The sequence below is a fragment of the Fulvivirga sp. M361 genome (assembly GCF_007097395.1).
Lineage (GTDB): Bacteria > Bacteroidota > Bacteroidia > Cytophagales > Cyclobacteriaceae > Fulvivirga.
On sequence record NZ_VKDC01000025.1, the window covers coordinates 1 to 21,775 of the forward strand.

17 protein-coding genes are annotated in these 21,775 nt (G+C 39.9%); 7 read left to right on the top strand and 10 right to left on the bottom strand.

Going from position 1 to position 21,775, the window contains the following annotated elements; translation table 11 throughout:
* Positions 1-140: 140 nt before the first annotated feature.
* Positions 141-1,016 (bottom strand): DUF2911 domain-containing protein, encoded by an 876-nt coding sequence (locus FNH22_RS22370; protein ID WP_143400683.1) that lies wholly within the window; start codon positions 1,014-1,016, stop codon positions 141-143.
* Positions 1,017-1,099: 83 nt separating this feature from the next.
* Between FNH22_RS22370 and FNH22_RS22375 the strand changes: the two genes are divergently transcribed.
* The 3 genes from FNH22_RS22375 (at position 1,100) to FNH22_RS22385 (ending at position 4,211) form a co-directional block, all read left to right on the top strand.
* On the top strand, positions 1,100-1,729 hold the full coding sequence (locus tag FNH22_RS22375; protein ID WP_143400684.1) for a DNA-3-methyladenine glycosylase: 630 nt from the start codon (positions 1,100-1,102) through the stop codon (positions 1,727-1,729).
* A gap of 24 nt (positions 1,730-1,753) precedes the next feature.
* A complete protein-coding gene (locus FNH22_RS22380) occupies positions 1,754-2,593 on the top strand; it encodes a universal stress protein (RefSeq protein WP_143400685.1) in 840 nt (279 codons plus the stop codon).
* 64 nt (positions 2,594-2,657) lie between these two features.
* Positions 2,658-4,211 carry an OmpA family protein gene (locus FNH22_RS22385; protein WP_185154352.1) on the top strand — a complete coding sequence of 518 codons (1,554 nt, stop codon included), beginning with the start codon at positions 2,658-2,660 and terminating at the stop codon, positions 4,209-4,211.
* Between the two features lie 37 nt (positions 4,212-4,248).
* Here FNH22_RS22385 and FNH22_RS22390 read toward each other — a convergent pair whose 3' ends face one another.
* The gene (locus tag FNH22_RS22390; protein ID WP_143400687.1) at positions 4,249-4,995 is read right to left on the bottom strand and encodes a sugar-binding protein; all 747 of its coding nucleotides are present in this window, start codon (positions 4,993-4,995) and stop codon (positions 4,249-4,251) included.
* A 286-nt stretch (positions 4,996-5,281) separates the two neighbouring features.
* Between FNH22_RS22390 and FNH22_RS22395 the strand changes: the two genes are divergently transcribed.
* The 3 genes from FNH22_RS22395 to FNH22_RS22405 all read left to right on the top strand — a co-directional run bounded on the left by FNH22_RS22395 (position 5,282) and on the right by FNH22_RS22405 (position 11,716).
* Positions 5,282-6,826, top strand: coding sequence for an alpha-amylase family glycosyl hydrolase (locus FNH22_RS22395; RefSeq protein WP_143400742.1), 1,545 nt, complete (start codon positions 5,282-5,284; stop codon positions 6,824-6,826).
* 170 nt (positions 6,827-6,996) lie between these two features.
* A complete protein-coding gene (gene glgB, locus FNH22_RS22400; protein WP_143400688.1) occupies positions 6,997-9,000 on the top strand; it encodes a 1,4-alpha-glucan branching protein GlgB in 2,004 nt (667 codons plus the stop codon).
* A gap of 319 nt (positions 9,001-9,319) precedes the next feature.
* Positions 9,320-11,716 carry a DUF3536 domain-containing protein gene (locus FNH22_RS22405; protein WP_143400689.1) on the top strand — a complete coding sequence of 799 codons (2,397 nt, stop codon included), beginning with the start codon at positions 9,320-9,322 and terminating at the stop codon, positions 11,714-11,716.
* Between the two features lie 281 nt (positions 11,717-11,997).
* Here FNH22_RS22405 and FNH22_RS22410 read toward each other — a convergent pair whose 3' ends face one another.
* The 4 genes from FNH22_RS22410 to FNH22_RS22425 all read right to left on the bottom strand — a co-directional run bounded on the left by FNH22_RS22410 (position 11,998) and on the right by FNH22_RS22425 (position 14,316).
* Positions 11,998-12,642: a ClpP family protease gene (locus FNH22_RS22410; RefSeq protein WP_143400690.1), complete on the bottom strand. Its 645-nt coding sequence runs from the start codon at positions 12,640-12,642 to the stop codon at positions 11,998-12,000.
* Positions 12,642-12,917 (bottom strand): hypothetical protein, encoded by a 276-nt coding sequence (locus FNH22_RS22415; RefSeq protein ID WP_143400691.1) that lies wholly within the window; start codon positions 12,915-12,917, stop codon positions 12,642-12,644. Before FNH22_RS22415 ends, FNH22_RS22410 begins: the two co-directional genes overlap by 1 nt.
* Positions 12,898-13,422, bottom strand: coding sequence for an RNA polymerase sigma factor (locus tag FNH22_RS22420; RefSeq protein ID WP_221420327.1), 525 nt, complete (start codon positions 13,420-13,422; stop codon positions 12,898-12,900). The genes FNH22_RS22415 and FNH22_RS22420 overlap by 20 nt, the downstream gene beginning before the upstream one ends.
* 267 nt (positions 13,423-13,689) lie before the next feature.
* A complete protein-coding gene (locus FNH22_RS22425) occupies positions 13,690-14,316 on the bottom strand; it encodes a carbonic anhydrase (protein WP_143400693.1) in 627 nt (208 codons plus the stop codon).
* A 408-nt stretch (positions 14,317-14,724) separates the two neighbouring features.
* On the opposite strand from FNH22_RS22425, the gene FNH22_RS22430 reads away from it, so the two are divergent.
* On the top strand, positions 14,725-16,707 hold the full coding sequence (locus FNH22_RS22430) for an ATP-binding protein (RefSeq protein ID WP_143400694.1): 1,983 nt from the start codon (positions 14,725-14,727) through the stop codon (positions 16,705-16,707).
* 226 nt (positions 16,708-16,933) lie between these two features.
* Here FNH22_RS22430 and FNH22_RS22435 read toward each other — a convergent pair whose 3' ends face one another.
* The 4 genes from FNH22_RS22435 to serA form a co-directional block, all read right to left on the bottom strand.
* Entirely contained in the window at positions 16,934-17,470 is a 537-nt protein-coding gene (locus tag FNH22_RS22435; protein ID WP_143400695.1) for a YfiT family bacillithiol transferase, read from the bottom strand.
* A gap of 50 nt (positions 17,471-17,520) precedes the next feature.
* Positions 17,521-18,003: a nuclear transport factor 2 family protein gene (locus FNH22_RS22440; protein ID WP_143400696.1), complete on the bottom strand. Its 483-nt coding sequence runs from the start codon at positions 18,001-18,003 to the stop codon at positions 17,521-17,523.
* Positions 18,000-19,241, bottom strand: a complete 1,242-nt coding sequence (locus tag FNH22_RS22445) for a pyridoxal-dependent decarboxylase (protein ID WP_143400697.1) — start codon at positions 19,239-19,241, stop codon at positions 18,000-18,002. Before FNH22_RS22445 ends, FNH22_RS22440 begins: the two co-directional genes overlap by 4 nt.
* A gap of 180 nt (positions 19,242-19,421) precedes the next feature.
* Positions 19,422-21,320: a phosphoglycerate dehydrogenase gene (serA, locus tag FNH22_RS22450; protein WP_143400698.1), complete on the bottom strand. Its 1,899-nt coding sequence runs from the start codon at positions 21,318-21,320 to the stop codon at positions 19,422-19,424.
* Between the last annotated feature and the right edge of the window lie 455 nt (positions 21,321-21,775).

The window sequence follows — 21,775 nt, forward strand, 5'->3', positions numbered from 1 at the left end:
ATTTGAAGTAGTACACACAACACTAAGTTAACCCTTAGTCATCAAAAAGGCCGACAGCTTCTCGCTATCGGCCTTTACTTTCTTTACCATAAAAAGAAGGTGACTTTTGAGACACCCTCTTTTTAAGGGTTTTGAATATCTTATTTTGCTTTTACTTCAGCAATAAGATCCTGATTTCTTTTTATGTATCCGAAGTCGCCGTTAGGAAAGTTTTTTGCAAGGTCTAATGACTTTTCAGCTGTAGTGATAGCCTCTTTTTTGTTCCCCATCTTAGCCAGGATACGCGCTTTTAGGTGCAGGTTCCAGAATTGCTTAGAGTTTTCACCTTCTGCCAAGTACATGTTTACCCATTTAAGGGCCTGATCCATATCCTTATTGGCAGATAAATAGTAGTTAGCCGCTGCAAGGTAGTTCCTGGGATTCACTTTAGTGTTTTTTGCTATGTCAGCCATAACTTCCTCATCAAAAGAAACTTTTAATGGAACCTTAATAGACATATCTGCCCAGGCCATTTCAATAGCGGCAGTGCTATTGTCTTCACTTAAATCAGTAATGTTATAAGTTAGAGCTTCAACATTTGAGGTAAGCTTGGTGGCCTTTACATTTGTGCTCAGTACTTCCTTTGACTTGTCATACTTTGCCACATTTCCTCCTATGCTGATATCAGAGTAAAGTTTAAATTCCCACTGGTCCTTACCAGGTGTAATGAAAATCAAATATTCACCTTCGTTTACCTTTTTTCCTGCAATCTCTACATCTGTACTCAACGTTAACTTTGACCCTGAATTTGCACCTGCTCTCCAAAGTGTACCATAAGGCTGTAAAAAATCACTGCCTTCACCGAATATCTTTCTTCCTTTTACTTTTGGACGAAAATAGTCGATAGTGACATTGGTGAGTCCTACTTTACTAAAGACAGATCCGGCGGGGCTAGGTTGTGGTACAGTAATCTGCCCATTGGCTTGCCATGCAAAGCATGCTATTAATGATAGTGTTGCAATAAAAATTCTTTTCATTGGTTTAAGGTTTTGTTTTTGAATGAATGACGAAATTAAGTCAAATTTGTTTGAACCAAAGGCCGTTCGTAGAAAACGTAAATATGAAACAGGGAAGTCGTATCCTAAATGAAGCATTTTACACCCGGACAGATGTGGTGACCATTGCCAGAGAATTGCTGGGTAAGGTGTTGGTGACAAACGTGAATGGCGTTGTTACTTCTGGTAAAATTGTTGAGACTGAGGCATATTCCTATTTGGAACAGGCATGTCATGCTTACATGAATCGCAATACCAAACGTACTTCAACGTTGTTTAAGCAGGGAGGTACCTCGTATGTTTACCTTTGCTATGGTATACATAAGCTTTTTAATGTAGTTACAAATCGTGAGGGTATTGCCGAGGCAGTACTTGTACGTGGTATAGAGCCGCTGGATAATGTTGAATCGATGATGTATCGACGAGGCTTTGAAAAACCAGGTTATCAATTGACTTCTGGTCCTGGCAAACTCACCCAGGCACTTGGTATTGATATGAACCATAATGAAAGTACCCTGTATATGGAAACAATTAGGATTGAAGATAGGGGGTACCAGGTTAAAAGTGAAGATATTGAGATTTCTGCGCGTATAGGAGTGGCTTATGCAAAAGAGGATGCGCTGCTCCCATGGCGTTTTAATGTAAAAGGAAATCCCTGGGTAAGTAAAGGTTTTAATAACTATAATTTCTCATAAACAAGGGAGTTGTATATTTGTAATATGAATAAAATTCTGTGTCCGGTTGATTTTTCTGCTACTTCACTGAATGCTCTGGAGTTTGCTGTGGCTATTGCTAAACGCTTTAACTCCTCACTTACATTAGTAAATGTTTTTACTGAAAGGGATTTTAACAAAATAGTTGGAGATGAAGCAGTAGGCAAGTCTTTCAAAGAGTTGTTGGCCATGGCTAATAGTAAGATGAGCACTTTGGCCCAAAGTGTGAATGTAGAATTGAGTACAGATGCGCTTGGACGATGTGATGCCCGGGTCGAACTCGGAGAGCTGACCGACCAGCTCTTAAATATTATAGAGGAAGGTCGCTTTGATTTTGTGGTGATGGGTACTACGGGTATTAGTAAAACCAATGGGATATTCTTCGGAAGCAATACAGAGGAGGTAATAGAAAAAGTGAAATTACCCTTGTTATGTGTACCAGAAAGTGCTACCTATCATGGCTTTAATAAGTTGGTATATGCCTCAGATTTTGCAGAGGAAGATAAAGTGGCCATACAGGAAGTTATTTCCTTTGCTACCATGTTTGACGCCCGTATAAACGTGCTTCATATCAATCAAGGGGATGCAAATGTCCAATACGATCAATTTGTTAGCGAATTGAACAGCTTTATACAATACAGTAAAATTGGCTTTGTCAATAAAGAGTTCAAAGATGATGTGGGCATGGGTATCAATGAGTACATGCAAGAACAAGATAGCGACTTGTTAGTGGTATTTAAACAGCATAGAAGCTTCGTGCAGAGTATTTTTCATAAAAGTCTAACGAAAGTATTGGCCTATTCTTCTTATAAACCTCTTTTAATTCTCAAGCTTGAAGCACACTAGATTTAAGCGATACATCCTTTATAGGTATGCTATGCAGACGGTATGTTTAACTACATGTTTTTATTTGGCTCTTTTTTTACATTCCAATGTGCTGGCCCAAAATTATGACCCACTTGAAGGTGTTAACAGTGTGTTTAATGAAGAAAATCCAATTTTAAATCCGGAAGGAAATATTCTTTTCTTTACACGTGGACATCATCCTGAAAATGTAGGAGGCTCTGCGGATAAAGGTGATATTTGGTTTAGCGTTTTACAAGAAGATCGGTCATGGTCGCAGCCACGTAATGCAAGGGCACTCAACAATGCCAATTGGAACGGTGTAATTGGCTTTCAATCAGATGGTAAAATTGTATTGCACGGTCATTATAAGTCATCAGGCGAGTTAATACGAACCCAGGGAATAGCTGTGACTGAGAGTCGTGGTACATCATGGAAGAAGCCTGTAAATATTACTATACCCTACTACCGTAATTTGTCTGAAAATCAGGGAGGGAGCATAACTCAGGATGATTCGGCATTACTTTTAGCTATGGAAGGTTATGGTACCAAGGGAGCGGAGGATATCTATGTCTGTTTGAAGCTGAATGACGGAGGCTGGTCAGAACCAAAGAATCTCGGAGCCACTATTAATACGCCTTACCAGGAGTTTACACCATTTATGTCAAAGGACAATAAAACCCTTTATTTTTCTTCTAATGGGCACAAAGGAACACAAGGAACAGACATATTTGTATCCAGTCGCCTGGATGATTCCTGGCGTAACTGGTCAGAACCTCGACCATTGGCACATATCAATACAGAAGGGAGAGAATTGGGATATCGTCAATATGAAGGTTTTGCTATTTATGCCAGTATACGTGATAGTGATGGATACGGAGATCTCAAAGTATATACTGAAGTAGATCTTGACAGCCTAATGGCACAAAAAACATTGGTGGAGATGGATACTACTGTTCAATTGATAGAAGTGCCTGAAGAGCAGGTCAAAGAAACCGATAATCAATTTGTATTATTTGGACAGGTTTATGACAAAGCTTCTGAGCGAACGTTAGCAAATGCTACTGTTACTATTACGTCTGAGGAGGATTCTTTTTCGAAAACGGTGAGTCCATCGGGAGGTAAGAATAGGTACTCACTAGGGGTGCCGGCTGATGATAACTACATTGTTAGAATAGACGCACCTGGTTACCTGAGCCATCAGCAAAATCTGGATGTATTCAGTGATGAAGTAAAGGTGTTAGAAATGAATTTTGGGCTACAGGTCATTTCAGTAGGTGCGAGGGTTAATTTGGAAAATGTGCTTTTCAAACAATCGAAGCCTGAAATAGTGAGTACATCTTATGCTGAACTTAACCTGGTGGCTGATCTTATGAAACAAAATCCCTCCATGGTTATCAGGCTGGAAGGACATACAGATAATCGAGGAGATGCCAAACAAAATATGAAATTATCTCAGGAGAGAGTGCACGCCGTAAAAAAATACCTGTTAAAAAAGGGCGTAAACAAGAAAAGGGTTAAAGGTAAGGGATATGGTGGTACCCGGCCTTTAGTAGATAATAATGATCCCGTCAAAAGAAAGCTCAACAGAAGGGTAGAGTTCACCATATTGAAAGAGTAGGCCAAAAAGTGGGGTTTTTAATAAAATGCCAAAGCTGTTAGTCTACCAAAATCAATGTGCCGAAAACACCGGCATCAATCCAACCTTTGTTTTTGTCAGCTCCGGTAATGATTTCTGAACCTATAAAATTCTCACGTTCCTTGCTGCCATCGTTATCACAATAAGCCAGTGCAAAGCCTATTTTTTTGTTTCTATCTAAATAAACAGGCCTATTGTTACTCCCTTCTTTAAATTCATCTGTGTAAAGGTGAATAGCCATTTCCCAAACCGAAACATTTTTCTTTTGACGCCTCTTGACTTTGATATGGTCGTTGTAAAGATGAGGCTTCTTGTCGGGCCCAAGATCCACGACGTTATAATCCAGAGCAATATGGTAGGCAAAAGCATTATGATTGTATTGGTGTTCTCCCCCAGAGTTGTCTTCATCTATGAACACTTCAACACAGTCGTCGTCCCACCACAATTTAAGTGGGTCTGAATATTGATCATATAAAACATCATCTTCCACTTCCACTAACAAGTATAATGCATCCTTGGACCAACTTAGTTTATACCGTCCGTTAAAGTCTTTTTTTTTGTAAGGGGGGCCTAGCCACCTTTGATCTAAGGGCATCCACTCTGCTTCATACCAGCATTCATCGTCCTGTCGCCCGTCTACAAGAGGAATGCGAATAGCTTTTTTTACTTCTGTAATACGTTCATTACTTTTTTGTGCATGTGCCGGAAAAAGATGTATCAACGAAAAAAAAAGGAGTGCTGTTAGCCGGACATAGTAGTCGTACATGGGAATATGCTTGGATAGTTACAGTGACAATTATGACAATTTACGCAACAACCACCTAAAGGTTCTTTCCATTCAGAGCGAGAATTATAACCTGAAAGTAAGGGGGAAATATGCATTGAAATCACCGCAAACCTTTGCGGTGATTTCAATGCATAACGTTGGTTTATTGATGGGTTAGGTCGATTTTTGGCATCAATATTTATTTTATACCGGCCTTATGAAACGAGTTTGCATTATTTTCTGGATTGTTTTTATTGTTTTAACGGGGGCCTGCAATCAAACTCCCATGAAAGAGACGGACAAGTTGCCTGATAAACCCTTATCAGTTTGGCCTTTAGGAATTACCTATGAAATTTTCGTTCAATCGTTTTATGATTCAAATGGGGATAGGATTGGTGATTTCAATGGCTTAACTCAAAAATTAGATTATTTGGCGGACCTGGGTGTTGAGGCCGTCTGGCTGATGCCGATAATGCCTTCACCCTCTTATCACAAATATGATGTCACGAATTATATCGAAGTACATGAGGACTATGGCACTTTACAGGAGTTTAAAAACTTTGTAGAAAAAGCCCATGAAAGAGACATAAAAGTGATCATCGACCTGGTGATCAATCATACCGGTATAGGTCACCCCTGGTTTGTAAAAGCCAGACAAAAAGATCCGATATATCGCGATTATTATATTTGGTCTGACCTTGATTCGGTAGCTGAACAAATCAACAAAAAAGAGGTTACCGGGGATTCTGACAATATCCTTCAGTGGCATGCCCTCGATGAAGACCCTGAAGGAGAACATTACTATGGATTTTTCTGGGGAGGTATGCCTGACCTTAACTTCGATAACCCAAAAGTTCGTGAGGAAATATATCAAATAGGCAAATACTGGCTATCCGAAATAGATGTAGACGGCTTTCGACTAGATGCGGCAAAACATATTTACCCTGAGGAACGTGCCACCGACAATCATAATTTTTGGAAAGAGTTTCGCAGCGAAATGCAACAAGTGAAAGAAGATGTTTATTTGATAGGAGAAGTATGGGCGCCCACGGAGGTCAGCGCTCCATTCACACAAGGGCTTCCGGCACTTTTTAATTTTGATCTGGCTTACAGCATTATTGGTTCCCTTAAAAACGAGCGTTCTGTATCAGCCGTCATTGCCGGGTCATCCTGGGAACTGGAAGAAGGAGTAACATTGATTGAAGGGCTTATAAGAAATGAAGCAGCATTTAGACGTCAAAATCCTGATTTTATTAATGCCACTTTTTTAAGTAATCATGATCAAAACCGTATCGGATCAATGTTAGGAGGGCATCAGGAAAAAATTAAGATTGCAGCCTCTATTTTGTTTACGTTGCCCGGTTCGCCTTACATCTATTATGGTGAAGAAATTGGTATGCTGGGGCAAAAGCCGGATCCCTATATAAGAGAGCCTTTTCTATGGGATATTAAAAAAGAAGATTCCGGTAGGACAACATGGCAGCGACCTTCTTATTCCACAGATACTACATTGATGCCTTTGCAGCAGCAAAAGAAGGATGACAATTCAATATATGCTCATTACAAGAAACTCATAGCGCTTCGAAGAAATAGTGAGATACTGACCCTGGGAGATATTAGTGAAATTGTGACAGAAAGTATGGGACTACTCGCTTACAGGCGAAGTTATCACAATGAAAGCCTGCTGGTGATCCATAACCTTACGGACACTGCCATTACGTACCCTGTTGAAGGTAACTCTTATGAGGTAATAATGTCGGCTCCGGAGACGATAAAATTAGATAAGGATGGGGTCGTTATTCCGGGATATGCGTCGATAGTAGTAAAGTAAAGTTAAAGACACTTGTTGTGAAAAAGCTTTTTACTTGTTTTAGTAAAATATTGATCGATCAAGACACGATTATCGAATGTTTTAACCAATTTAATAAGTAGAAAATGATCCCGGGTCATAAGGCGGATAAGGATCACCTATTATAGTTAAAAATCACTAAACCGGTTAGTATGTCTAAGAGGTCTAAAGTTGCCACAGAGTCACAAAGCGAAAAGAGCACAAGTACGAAAAGAAAGAAGAAGATAACTGTTGAATCTAATAAAAGTGTTGAAAAAGAAGCCGGCTTCTTTTCGTTACTTACTGACTTTGATATCCATCTTTTTAGAGAAGGGCGACATTACAAACTTTATGAGAAGCTAGGGTCACATGTAGTGACGCACGATGGGCAAGTGGGTACTTTCTTCGCCGTTTGGGCGCCGAATGCAAAACATGTCTCGGTTATAGGGAACTTTAATCATTGGGATAGAACATCTACACCGCTTTCCTCACGTTGGGATTCTTCGGGCATTTGGGAGGCTTTTATACCAAATGTGGGGCATGGAGAGGTTTACAAGTACGCCATTGAAACGACGCAAGGGGATATCCTTGAGAAGGGTGATCCATTTGCCAGGTATTGGGAACAGCCTCCTAAAACAGCTTCTATTATTTGGGATGCCCGGTACCATTGGAAAGATAAGGCCTGGCTGGATAAAAGAAGAAATGAAGCCGGGCAACCTAAACCGTATGCAGTTTATGAAGTTCATTTAGGCTCGTGGAGGAAGAAAGACCATGAAAACCGATCGCTGTCTTATCTGGAGCTGGCTGATGAGCTTGTGGCTTATGTTAAAGACATGGGTTATACTCACGTGGAGTTCATGCCGGTAATGGAATACCCTTTTTACGGGTCGTGGGGTTACCAGATCACAGGGTACTTTGCACCTACCAGCCGGTTTGGTTCCCCTGAAGACTTTATGGCTATGATAGATGCCTTTCATGCTGAAGGGATAGGAGTAATCCTGGATTGGGTACCGTCTCATTTCCCGGGGGACGCTCATGGGTTATACCAATTTGACGGCACACACCTTTATGAACATGCAGATGACCGTCAAGGGTTTCACCCGGATTGGAAAAGCTATATATTTAACTATGGGCGCAGTGAAGTATGCTCCTTTTTGATAAGTAATGCTATTTTTTGGTTGGATACCTTTCATATAGACGGACTTCGTGTAGATGCTGTGGCTTCCATACTTTATCTTGATTACTCTCGTGAAGAAGGTGAATGGATACCCAACAAGTATGGTGGGAACGAAAATCTGGAAGCCATTCATTTCCTAAGAGAAATGAACACCCAGGTGTATGGTCACTTTCCTGATGCCATTACCATTGCCGAAGAATCCACCTCATGGCCTATGGTGTCCAAGCCAACTTATATAGGAGGCCTGGGCTTCGGACAAAAATGGATGATGGGATGGATGCACGATACATTGGAATACTTTAAAAAAGATCCTGTTCATCGTAAATATCATCAAAATGAAATTACCTTTTCCATCATATATGCCTTTACAGAAAATTTTATGCTACCTCTGTCTCATGATGAGGTAGTACATGGGAAAGGTTCCTTGCTATCAAGAATGCCTGGGGATGAATGGCAAAAGTTTGCCAACCTGCGTCTGATGTATGGTCTTATGTATGCTCATCCCGGTACAAAGCTTTTGTTCATGGGGGGTGAAATAGCGCAGTCCGCCGAATGGGATTTTAACAATGGATTGGACTGGAGCTTACTTCAATATGATCTGCACAAGGGAGTGCAAACCTTTGTGAAAGACTTTAATGTTCTTTATAAAAACACTCCCGCTCTTTATGATTATGCCTTCGAGGCAAAAGGGTTTCAATGGGTGGACTATGCTGATGAGCAGAATAGTGTGATCGTATTTCTTCGAAAAGGGGTTGATGAGACGTTAGTAGTGATCTGTAACTTTACTCCACAAGCTATTAATGATTACCGCGTTGGTGTACCCTTCTCAGGTACATGGGTGGAAATAATGAATAGTGATCATAATAAGTATCAGGGCAGTGGAGTTACAAATGATGGGCCGCTGCAAACAGATTCAACAGCATTTCATGGACGAGATCATTCCATTCAATTGAGAATGCCGCCCTTAGGTGTTACGATGTTTCGTTTTGAAGGCGCGTAGCCACGGTATTGAGGTTAAAAAAGACTCTTTATAATACTGATTTGCTTAATACTTGAAACACAACTTTATACATAGAACATAAATTAAATTTCAGTAGAGGCAAGCTACTTCCCTCTTTTTTTTGTTTAGATATAAAAAACGGATCAATTTGAGTTGATTTCGTTTAAAAAAAATTTATTCTTGATACATAATTACAACTAAACTGATTCTTACCCGCATCTCAATAACCGGACAGGTGAAAACAGGAAGGTGCTATAATGGGTCGTTTTAGGCAAATCTTGATTCAAACCACACCGTAACATTTAGTTAAACTATTGCTATGAATAAACTCATATGTATTCACGGACATTTCTATCAGCCTCCAAGAGAAAATGCGTGGTTGGAAGAAGTAGAACTTCAGGATTCGGCACACCCATTTCACGATTGGAACGAGCGGATCACCCATGAATGTTATGGCCCTAACTCAGCGTCCAGGATCCTGAATAAAAGCGGGATAATTAAAAAGATCATCAATAATTACTCAAAGATAAGCTTCAACTTCGGTCCCACCTTACTTTCCTGGCTGGAAGCGTGCGATAAAGAAACCTATGAGGCCATACTTTATGCAGATAAGTTGAGCCAGGAAAATTACAGTGGCCACGGCTCAGCGGTAGCGCAGGTGTATAACCACATGATCATGCCACTGGCTAATCGCCGAGATAAAGAAACGCAGGTGAAATGGGGGTTGTATGATTTTAAAAAGCGATTTGACAGGGATCCGGAGGGGATGTGGCTGGCTGAGACGGCAGCAGATACCGAATCTCTTGAGGTACTGGCAGAACACGGAGTAAAATATACTATAATGGCGCCGCGTCAGGCAAAGGCGGTGAGGAAAATAGGGCAAGAAAACTGGACCGATGTATCTGACCTATCGGTGAACCCGAAAGTGCCCTATCTCTGTAACCTTCCTTCCGGTAAGAAGATATATATCTACTTTTATGATGGGAATATTTCTCAGGCAGTCGCTTTTAACGGGCTCTTAAATGATGGACAACGTTTTGCAAATGAATTGATAAAAGGGTTTGATGATAATATGGAGGGACAGCAGTTGGTCCATATCGCTACCGATGGTGAAAGCTATGGTCATCATCATAAGCATGGTGATATGGCGCTTGCTTTTTGCCTTGATTATATCGAAAAGAGAGATCAGGTTGAACTAACCAACTATGGAGAATTTCTTGAAAAATTTGAAGTACAATACGAGGCACAAATACAGGAGAATAGTTCTTGGAGTTGTGTTCATGGTGTAGGTAGATGGAAAGAGGATTGTGGCTGCCATACGGGCGGTCATGTGGACTGGAACCAACAGTGGAGAAAACCACTCAGAGATTCCCTGGATTGGCTTAGAAATAAACTTGAAAAGATATTTGAAAAAGAGGGAGGTGAGTTATTCAACGATCCCTGGAAAGCCCGTAATGAGTATATACGAGTCATTATGGATCGTGGCGGAGATAGCGTTCAGCAATTCTTGTCAGATTTTTTGAAAAAGGGAGACGACTATACCAAAGCCTTACGACTGATGGAGTTACAGCGTAATGCACAGCTAATGTATACCAGTTGTGGATGGTTTTTTGACGAAATTTCAGGAATTGAGACCACGCAAATTATGCAATATGCTTGTAGAGCAATACAGCTGGCATCACAAGTGGGTGGACAAGACCTGGAACCTGAGTTTTTGAAACATATTTCAAAAGCTAAAAGTAACTTGCCTGAACATAAAGACGCAGGCCATATTTATACTAAATATGTGGTGCCGGCTAAAGTAGACCTTGAGAGGGTAGGGATGCACTATTCTATCGCTTCTATTTTTGCCGAAGAACCTGAATCTTGTCCTGTATTTAATTACACAGCTCAGAATGACTTTTTTGAACGTAGAGAGGCGGGTACGCAACGGCTTACATTGGGAGTAACCAAGATCAGGTCCGGTGTCACTCATTCTGAAAATAAATTTAGCTTTGCGGTCCTTTATTTAGGTCAGCAAAACATCATTGGTAACATCTCTATTGACATGTCTCGCGAGCTGTTTGATGAGATGCGTGCAAAGATCACTGATGCCTTTAATAAGAGTAACCTGGGAGAAGTATTTAGTGTCATGCAAAAGTATTTTGGCCCGGAGAAGTATAACCTGTGGCATCTTTTTAAGGATGAAAAACGAGAGGTGCTTAAGCAGATCATGGAACGCAGCCTTAAGCAGGTGGAAGGATCTTTCAGGCGTATTTATAATCGCGACTATCAATTGATCAATTCCCTGCTTATCGATGAAATACCGTTGCCAAGCGCCTATATCACCACGCTACAGTATACATTAAATGCAGATCTGATGGCGGCATTTAATGAAAAACATATTGATTTGGAAGAGCTCAAACGCATTAAATTTGAATTTGATAAGTGGAACATTGCACTGGATAATAGCCTGGCTTTAGAACAACAGGTAGCAGTGACCGTATTCAAAGCATTGGAACGGATATCGCGTGATAAAGGTAATGTCGAGCGTCTGGATCGGTTAAACAGCTTCTTCAGTGTGCTTAAGTATTTTAACCTGGAGCCAGGTCTGTATAAAAGCCAAAACCTCTATTTTCAGATCTCAATCAATCAAAAGGACTGTGGATTGGATAGTGCTGACTGGTATAAGGCCTTTGCTAAGCTTGGAGACCATTTGAAAGTAAAGGCTTACTGAATTGTAATCGTTTATATAAGCTTCAGTTGAAAACTGCACCAATAATTATTTGGTATTTGGATCTTTGGTAAGTTTTATTTTTACTCACTCAAAAGTGGAAGGCAAAAAACAGTCAACATCAAATTAACATATCGGTAACTGACCACGAGAACCCGGAACCCAGTCACAGTATCCGGCTCTCTGTACTTTGCCAAATCCAATCCCCTGTTTGCCTGCTCGCCTCAAATGAATATTCTCTACCATCCTATTTATAAGCACTAAATATGACAGCTGATCACATTTCAAGTCTCAGAATATAATCGGACATTAGCTTCTACATTATCAAGGTGAATGAGATCAGTCGTATCTCCCAAAACTTCATCGATTAAACCAAATTCTTTAGCTTGCAATGCATTTAAAAAACGATCTCTAATGAAGTAATCTTCTATTTCCTTCCAGGAATGCCCCGTATTCTTCCCCATGATATGAAAGAGTTGAGCCTGCAGTCTTTCCTGCTCCCTGGTGGCTATCCTAACGTCTTCCGTATAACCTTTTGCGCCGCCACCGGTAGGGTGCATGTGAATGGTAGCTTGAGGTAATGCATAACGCATACCTGCCGTGCCCGCGGTGAGCAGAGCAGTAGCCATACTGCCGCAGAAGCCCACCGCTACAGTGGAAACCGGAGCTGAGATCATTTTCATGGCATCATGAATTGCTAACCCTGCATATACACTACCTCCCGGGCTTTGAATATATAGATCGATCTGTTTTTTTGGATCCTGGCTATTCAGGTATAGTAGTTGGGCTACGATCATATTAGCTACCTGATCATCGATGCCAGTGCCCAGAAATACAATACGTTCTTTGAGCAACAAACTATAAATATCATATACCCTTTCATTGCCTCCCTGGCTATCTACTACCATAGGTATTACTTGTGCATTCATTATTTCCTAGCGTTAAAAATATTCAAGATTTTGTTTTTGAATCGGATGTATTCAGGTTCTTTGAAAAGGCGTTGATGCACCTCTTCTATTTCTTCTATCAGTTTTTTGCGTCCATAGCACCTAATGTGTTCATACAATTCTCGTTGTTGACTTACTTTTTCCCGTAACTCACCACTACACATCAGAGAAACCTCGAACCGCAGATGCTGTGAAGGGTCATTCTTCTGCAATAAGTAGTTTTCTATGCGCTCAATTTCATTCAACGAAGTCCTCATATGCCATTTTTTTCTCTTTAATTAATTCCCTTACTTTTTCCATACACTTATACTTTTGTACTGTGGCTGAGCGCTCCCCCATAAAACCAAACTTCTTGGCTACCTGGCTCATAGATATTTTATCATAGTATACGGCTTCTAACAATTCCATACATTTTTGACTCACTTTTTCCAGAAATGTTAACAAGATTTCCTTAGAGGGGTGACTTGGTTCTTGCAATTCGGCTGTTTCCGGGAGATTTTCTAATGCCATAGGACTCGCCTTGTTCTCTTTATATCTCTTGTACCATAAATGCCGGGAAATACCAAAAAGGTACGCCGCGTTACTTTCCTGCCTTTGTTCAGAACGAGTTTGCTCGTAATGTATGATCAATGCATCCTGAAACAGGTCTTTAGCATCTTCAAGTGATCCACCTCGCTTGGAGATGTAAGCTGCTAACTGGGGGAAAACTTCCTGATATAGATGTAAGAATAGTTTTTTTCTTGATTCCCTGGTTTCATTCATAATCATTAAGGCTAATAATTCTTTTGATTGAATTCAGCTGTAATACGTTAAAAACGATTGTTTAAATGCAAGACGGTTCTTGCATATTAGTATGACCAATACCTGAACTTCATCTGCCACTCATATACTAAGTGTAAGTATGGAAGAGATTATCACCTTTCTTTTTTAACTTTTTTTAAATATCAGCTAAAAAATGATGAACAGGTATTTTGATACTTTCGGCGAAAGAAACCAGGATGGGAGGACAAATGGTCGATAGATTTTATTCTAATCGAGATGATAGATTTCCATGATATCTTTGAGCACTTTATCAAAATCAATATTCAGGTCGATGAGTTTACCCGTAGAGATGTCAAAAACCCAACCATGAACAGTAATGCCTCTTTCTTTATAAGCGATTTGTACATCTGCTGTTTTAAGGATATTTACACATTGTTCCTGTACATTAAGCTCTACGAGGCGTTTGTATTTTTTGTCCTCATCCTGGATGGCATTTAGCTCCTCTTTATGTAGCCGATATACATCACGTATGTTTCGAAGCCATGGGTTTAAAATGCCCAGGTCAGTAGATTCCATGGCAGCCTTTACCCCACCACAGTAATAATGACCACACACTACCACATGATTGACTTTTAAAATACTTACAGCATAGTTTACTACCGACATAGACGCCAGATCAATATTGGAAACCATATTTGCAATATTCCGGTGAACGAAAACATCGCCTGGTCCGACCCCCATAAGCTCTTCCGCGGTTACCCGGCTATCTGAGCATCCAATGTAGAGTATTTCAGGGCTTTGCCCTGATGCCAGTTTAGTAAAATAATCTTTATCCAGATTTAACTTTTCATTTACCCAGTCCTGGTTGTTCTTGAAAATCTCTTGAATGTCCATTTTTATGATTTTAGTAGGATTAGTAATACCGGAATAAGTTTACCGAATCGACAGATTAGATCATAGAAAATCAAAAAAAACCTTTGATTAAGAACTTATTGATAATATAAAAAGCAATGAGATCGGATTTACTTAAATAAACTAATTGATAATAAGTATTATTGAATGTAAAAAAAATAAACAAGTTATTAACTTATGTGACAAATTTGAGATGTGTTATTTTAAAAATCAACATAACTAATTTCACCTAAAGCCAAATAGTAGCTTGTTGAGTTGTTTAATATTAATCAAGGTTTGGTTTTAATTAAATTATATTCTTGATTACCAGGCGCAAAGAGTCCCTACAAAGTGTGTATAGAAAGAGCTAAGTTATTTTTGCTGTTTTCCTGTGTGCTAACAAATATTAACTTGTTGGCACAACACCCGGATGTCGATGAGATAAGGCAAAGTATCAAAGACTTCGAACATAACGAAGTCATTGAAGATACATCTTATGTACATATGCTCAATAGGTTTTCAGAGTCCTTTCAGTACATTAACCTTGATAGTATGCAGTATTATGCTCAAAAAGCCATGCATGTGGCGGAAAAGCTGCAATATCTGGAAGGGGTGGTGGAAGCTACCCGGCTAAGGTCTTCTGTTTTTCTACGTCGGGGAGAGTTTAAAAAAGTGGTTGACTTGACCTTAGGTACACGCCTGAAAATAGATGATACGCAGCTAAAGAGTGAAAAAGCTTTGATGGATCAGTACATAGGCATTGCGTATTGTGGCGCTGGCTTTTATAAAGCCGGCATACCTTATTTACTCAGATCGCTGGATGCCTATAGACAAATAGGAGATTCGGGCCTAAGGGTTTTTCAAAACCTTAACAACCTGGGAGTGGCCTATATCAAGCTGAAAGATTTTGAAGAAGCCCTGGAGATATTTCTTGAACTGGACAGTTTACCCAAAGAGGATTCTTACGAAATGTCTGTTTCGGTTAACCTGGCATATGCATACTCCGGATTAGGAAGATATGAAGAGGCTAAAACACAATGTAATAAAGTCTTGAGCTTCCCTAAGGAAAAATACGACCCTCGGGGCTTCGGCTACGCCAATTTTCAACTGGGTAAGTTACTGACAGAAGAACGGGATTATGAAGGAGCTGTGGCTGCGTATGAGGAGTCTATATCTATTTTTGAAAACATTGGTAATACGGTTGATCAGGTCCCTTCCTATGATGGGCTGACTAAAATTTACCTGGAAAATGGCCGTAAAGATAAAGCACTTAAATATGCGTCTATTGCCCTTGAAAAAGCAGAGGCAAGTGATGCTATGGATATGCGCAAACTTGCCCTTGAGACAAATTACATGATGTTTAAAAGGTTTGGTGAGTATGAAAAGGCTTTGAGTTTTTATGAATCGTTCAAAAGTGTGTCAGATAGTTTGGAAAATGCAGAATTGAGTGAAGAGTTGGGGCGTCTATCTGCCGAATATAAGTTCAATGAAAAGAAAAATGAATTGTTGTTAAGTCAGCAAAGAGAAAACCTGGAAAATCAGCAAGCCATCACTAATCAAAAAAGGCTGGTTTATCTCTTTATTATGGTCATCGTTGCCGGAGCTATTATTCTTTTTATTGTCTATCGTAATTATAAAAGTAAAAAGAAGCATAGTCTGGCATTGGAAGAAAAGAACCTGCAGATAGAAAAACAATCAGAAGTACTTCAGAAAGCTAATCATGTTAAAAACAGGTTGTTCTCAATTTTAGCGCATGACCTACGTAGTCCGTTAAACTCACTGAATGGCTTATTGATGATCCTGGAGAGCAAAGTAGCTTCACCTCAAGAAATCGAATCGCTTCTTCCTCAATTGGGAGAGAGCTTTGATAGGAATTCTAATTTATTGAATAACTTATTGCATTGGGCATGTAGCCAGTTAGATGGATATAAGGTCGTTCCTGAAAAATTTGATATTGTTAGTGCTATACAGAATGATCTTCAGCTTTTTGAAACGCGTGCTGACAAAAAAGGGGTGAGTTTAGCTCTCAATATAAATGAGCCTTACCAGGTACATGCTGATAAAAATATGATTGAGTTGGTGCTTATTAATTTGCTGTCTAATGCTATAAAATATTGTAAATCAGGAGATAATGTAAGTGTTTTCGTTAGTGCCGAGAACCAGGTACTGGTTGAAATACAGGACACAGGCATAGGTATGGATAGCCGAACATTGGATAAGATCTTCCAGGATTCCTTTTTTAGCACAAGTGGTACGAATGATGAAAAAGGAACCGGTCTGGGTTTGATGTTGTGTATGGACTTTATTAAGAAAAATGGAGGTGAGATATGGGCTGAAAGCGAATTGGGCGCAGGCAGTACTTTTTATTTTACTCTCCCAGTTTATGTTGACTGATTTTTTATTATGTATAATACATACTTTGTCTCAACATAAGTCATGAGTTTGTCAAAATCTCCTATCTAGGCGCCTTTACCTTATTGACCTGCTTCCAGTCTCTGGTACCAGTTCCCCGGCACCCATCACACATTATGCTCCAAGCCCTTCGCGATAATAGAATATACTCATTTAATTCATAAAAGAGCATTGAACCAGGCGCTGAAACGCGAATATAAAGATCGTGCTACCATCCGTTTAATGTTTTCGTTTGCTCTATATGTCCCAGGTGATGGTCCCCATGCCATTCGTACAAAAACAGGTTAGACTTAAGTGTAATTTCATGCCCTGATTCCGGGTGAATGAAAGTTTTCTCCAGGTTTTCGTCTGTGAGAGCTCTTAATAAGTACACCCATTTGGAATGCAATAGTTCTAAGAAATCTAAAGAGGTGGCTATGGGAGCAGTTTTATAATCCGGTAATTCAGCCCAGGCTACCTCATCATAAGCTTTAATGACAGGTTTATTTTCTGTTAGAGTCCATTTGAATCGGATGTAGCTGTTTAAGTGGCTATCGGGAACATGATGTACTACCTGACGTAAAGTCCATCCTTCTGGCCTGTATGCAACATCCAGTTGTTCTTCGGTCAGTGTTTCCACTGCTTTTCTGAACCGCAAGGGAAGTGTTTCAATACGATTGATACATTGATGGATGTCCGTTGGGTCTATGATCTTTGGCCATTCGAATTTGCCTATAGGGTAACGTAATTTTTCTAGTGATGGCATCTGTTTTTATTTTCTTTTAGTTCTGAATATCAACACAAGCATCTGCACCACTAAATGGCTTTGTTTTGTGCCATGTATTTTTTCAATACCCTGAGCGTTTCAGCGCTTACTTTCTTTTTTAAGAAAGGTGACCAGCCTAACAAAGCCCCTGGCATACCCAACGCCATTTGTGACCATTTCCAGAAACTGAAGTAATCTGTATGGCGTATTATTTTACCACCTTTAAACTGAAATGTTGCTTTGATCTTATTATGTACCTTCCTGCCGGATTTGGAAAAAAGATAGATAGCTTCCCATGCAGCGGTGCCTTCATTATCATCGGCTTGTACATCACCAAAGGTGATGACCAGTTCTTTTCCGCCTCGTTCTATCAGCATGTGCCACATCGCACAGGCATGTTGATGATCAAGTTCTCCGAACACAGGATCTGAAAATTGTAGTTCGTCGTGATAGCAGGCAACCATGCCGGTTGCATCATGTTCAGCAAAGGAGCTATAGAATTTTTGTATCAGAGCTAAGTGAGCATCTCTCATGATACACTGAATTTATACATCTTATGCATATCCAGTACCATAGCTTCTAATTTTTCTATGGTAACATGATCCATTATTACAGCTTTATACCACCTCGGATCGTGATGGTTATCTGGTACCAGCCCATACCTCTCAGCGATCTCTTTTGAGATATTTTCACTTTTTATAGTGACAATGTTTGAGCCGGGTTGTCTGAAATAAGCTACTTTTAGCTCATCCAATTGTGTACATAACCAATCTGTGCGGTTTTGCAGCACAAGTATCTTTTCATACCAGCCATGCGGGCCATAGGTCATCAGTATCATCCATACCGCTATGGCATTGGCGCCGGACCGGCTTCCTATTAGGGTGAAATCTTCTCCTTCTACATAACTCGCTTCTTTTGTATTTGCATAAGATATCAGGTCTTTCCTGATTAAGAATATTCCTGTTCCATAAGGAGCTTGTAACATTTTATGAGCGTCCAGGGTGATGGATGATACACCGGGATTGCTAAAATTAAGGTTAGTATCAGGCGTTGAAAACGGGTAGAAAAACCCGCCGTAAGCGCCGTCTACATGGGCTTTGAAAACTACACCGGCCGAATCAAGGGCCTGGATATAGGTGTTCGGATCATCTACCGAACCGAACATAGTGGTCATCATGTTAGCTACGGCAATAAAATACTTCTTACCCGTAGTTTTTTTCTGATCGATCACCTTTTTGACTTCATTTATATCAATACTCCGGCTTTCATTATCTACCGGTATATAGGCAATATCCAGGTTAAGCACATTGGCAGCTTTACTTGAAGAATAGTGCGAGTCAGAGGAACATAGAATGGAAATTTCCCTGATATCAGCCCCATGTTCCTGGATGAAGTAGTTGCGATATACCCATATCGCCTGTAAATTAGCTTCAGTCCCTCCGGAGGCTACATATCCATCGAATTCACCATCCCCCTTAAGAATGGTATTCGAACAAATATTGATCAATTCCTTTTCGATTTCCTGGGTGCCCTTAAAGAAGCTTTCAGACTTTCCCAGTGTATGGCACCCAATGTGGTTTGGATTATGAATAAGTGTAGATAGGAAAGGCGCGTTGGCTAAAAATGGAGCGTCTTGATAGAATACCTTGTCGTCAAGGTGTGATGCAGGTATGCCAATGATTTTTTCACTGTAATAATTTACATTTTGGTTCAGCGCATTAAATACCCTGTCCCTTATTGCTTCTTGTGAAAGCTTTTTCCAGTTTGCCATAAAGATAGTGTTTAAAGATACTTTGAGCGACGGCTCTTGGTCGTAACCCTCATGCGGGCTGACTGCCTGGCAGTACTAATATAGGAATCAGACTGATGTAATCCCAATGCTTATTCACACGCAATGGCAGACCAACTCTCTCACATTCAAGAGAAAAATACTTTATTAAGTACTCGCTACTTAATAAAGTATTCTGAATTTGATCGTATGTTCTATACTTCTTAAAGCTTTGATCACATCACGATTGTATTTCTTATCAATATCCGTGATCACATAACCAATTACCTCGTTTGTTTTTAAGTACTGACCTACGATGTTAATGTCGTGGTCTGCCAGCACCTGGTTGATTTTAGCCAGGATGCCAGGTACGTTATGGTGGACATGTATCAGTCTGTGGGCGTTTTCAAAAGCAGGTAGTTGCAAGTTTGGAAAACTAACACTATTAGAAGTACTCCCTGTGTTGATATACCCCATGATCTTGCCGGGGACAAACTCTGCAATATTTTCCTGGGCCTCTTGCGTACTGCCTCCAATATGTGGCGTTAATATGAGATTGGGCAAACCTCTCAACTCTGAAAGAAATTCTTCATCATTGCTTTTAGGTTCAGATGGAAATACGTCGATAGCAGCACCAGCCACTTTACCACTTTCAATATTGTCTTTTAAAGCAGGAATATCCACCACATGTCCTCTGCTGAGGTTAACAAAGATGACGCCATCTTTCATCCATTGAAACTCAGTTTCACCAATTATATTAAGATTTTCTTTTCTTCCATCTACATGCAGCGTAACGATATCGGCTTTTTTAAACAGCTCTTTTAATGAACGACATTTGCGGGCGTTACCTAAGGCGAGTTTTTCTTCAATATCGTAGTAATATACATTAAGGCCGAGTGCTTCTGCCAGTACAGAGAGCTGAGCGCCAATATTACCATATCCCACAATTCCCAAATTCTTGCCTCTTACTTCATGACTGCCACTGGCTGACTTGTCCCACTTTCCTTCATGCATGGCTTGAGAACTCATGTAAAGCTTTCTGCGCAATGCAATGATTTCAGAAATGGCCATTTCTACCACAGACCTGGTATTACTGAAAGGAGCGTTAAAAACCGCCACTCCTTTTTTCAGACAAGAATTCAGGTCGATTTGGTTAGTGCCTATACAAAAGGCCCCGACAGCGATGAGTCGGTTGGCATTCTCAAGAACTTTTGCAGTGACTTGGGTCTTTGAACGTATTCCCAATACGGATACATTCTTAATCTTTTCACAAAGCTCATCTTCATCTAAACCTCCCGGATATACTTCAACGTTATAGCCTTCTTCCTTCATCAGTTCCACAGCTTTTGGGTGGATATTCTCTAATAGAAGAATGTTAATCCTGTTTTTCGGATAAGAAATGGCAGTATTCATTTTATTAAGATACAGGAATTCGTCAAGGCTTGGAGTAATATGATCTGCTTTTTCCAGTACATTGTCCCGGGTGACGTTCTCTGTAAAAGCATAGAATTTATTAGCCATTCCAGCCGCTTTTATTTCATAGTCTGTATATCCGTCACCAATTACATATACATCTCCCTGGAGGTCCAACTGCTTTAACTGTTCGGCTTTTCCTCCATTGATTGAAAGTGCATTGTTATGGTCAAAGCCTACAATACTTCCACCTTCATCAAACTCAAATGAATTGGCAAAAACATTGTCAGCTTTTATATGGTATTCTTCAACAATAGGTACAATGAAATCTTTAAACCCATTGCTGATAATGAAGATGTTATCTGTATAATTCTTGAAAAACTCTTTATTACGTTTAAAGGATTTTGATACTTCGCCTTTGAGACGGTCCACTAATAACGGCAAATGATTTTTGTGAGCATCCAGTATCTCCAGCCGCTGGACGAGTGATTCACGAAAGGTCAGGCTACCACTCATGCCTTCATCTGTGATTTCTTTGATCTTATGCAGCCGATTTTCTTTTTCTACGTGCCCTTCCAGGGCAATTTCCCCAAGTATGTCTAAAGCTTCTACCTGTGTGAATGTACTGTCAAAATCTATGACGAAATACTTTTGACTATTGTCTTGCATAATGGCGAATTTTACGCGGCGAAATAAAGCGAATAAAACACTATATGAAAGTTATTTTTTTAAAAATTACCTTTTTTAATTGTGAAGTTCGATTTCAAACGATTGCGAATGTGTGGAAATATGTTACGGATTGGTACGTAGTTTGAAATCTAAGTAAAAACACCTAGATAAAATAAGGTAAAATACTGATGGCATTAAAGCTATCGGTTGCTACCTTTGAACTGTTGGTTTTCGATAGACTAATAACCTCAAATAGGAGTGATGGTTAATTATTTAGTTTATTGAACTATTCGGGTGAAAGAGGGCTATGGGGGTGGCCCTCTTTTCTTTTATACTCTTCTTTCTGTTTTCGCACTACTATTATTTTCATTGTACATGTCATCTGAGTTGATGACGATCTGTCGTCCTATACTGATGTTGGTCGATGAAGGCTTTGGTTAAAACGGTTGAACGAC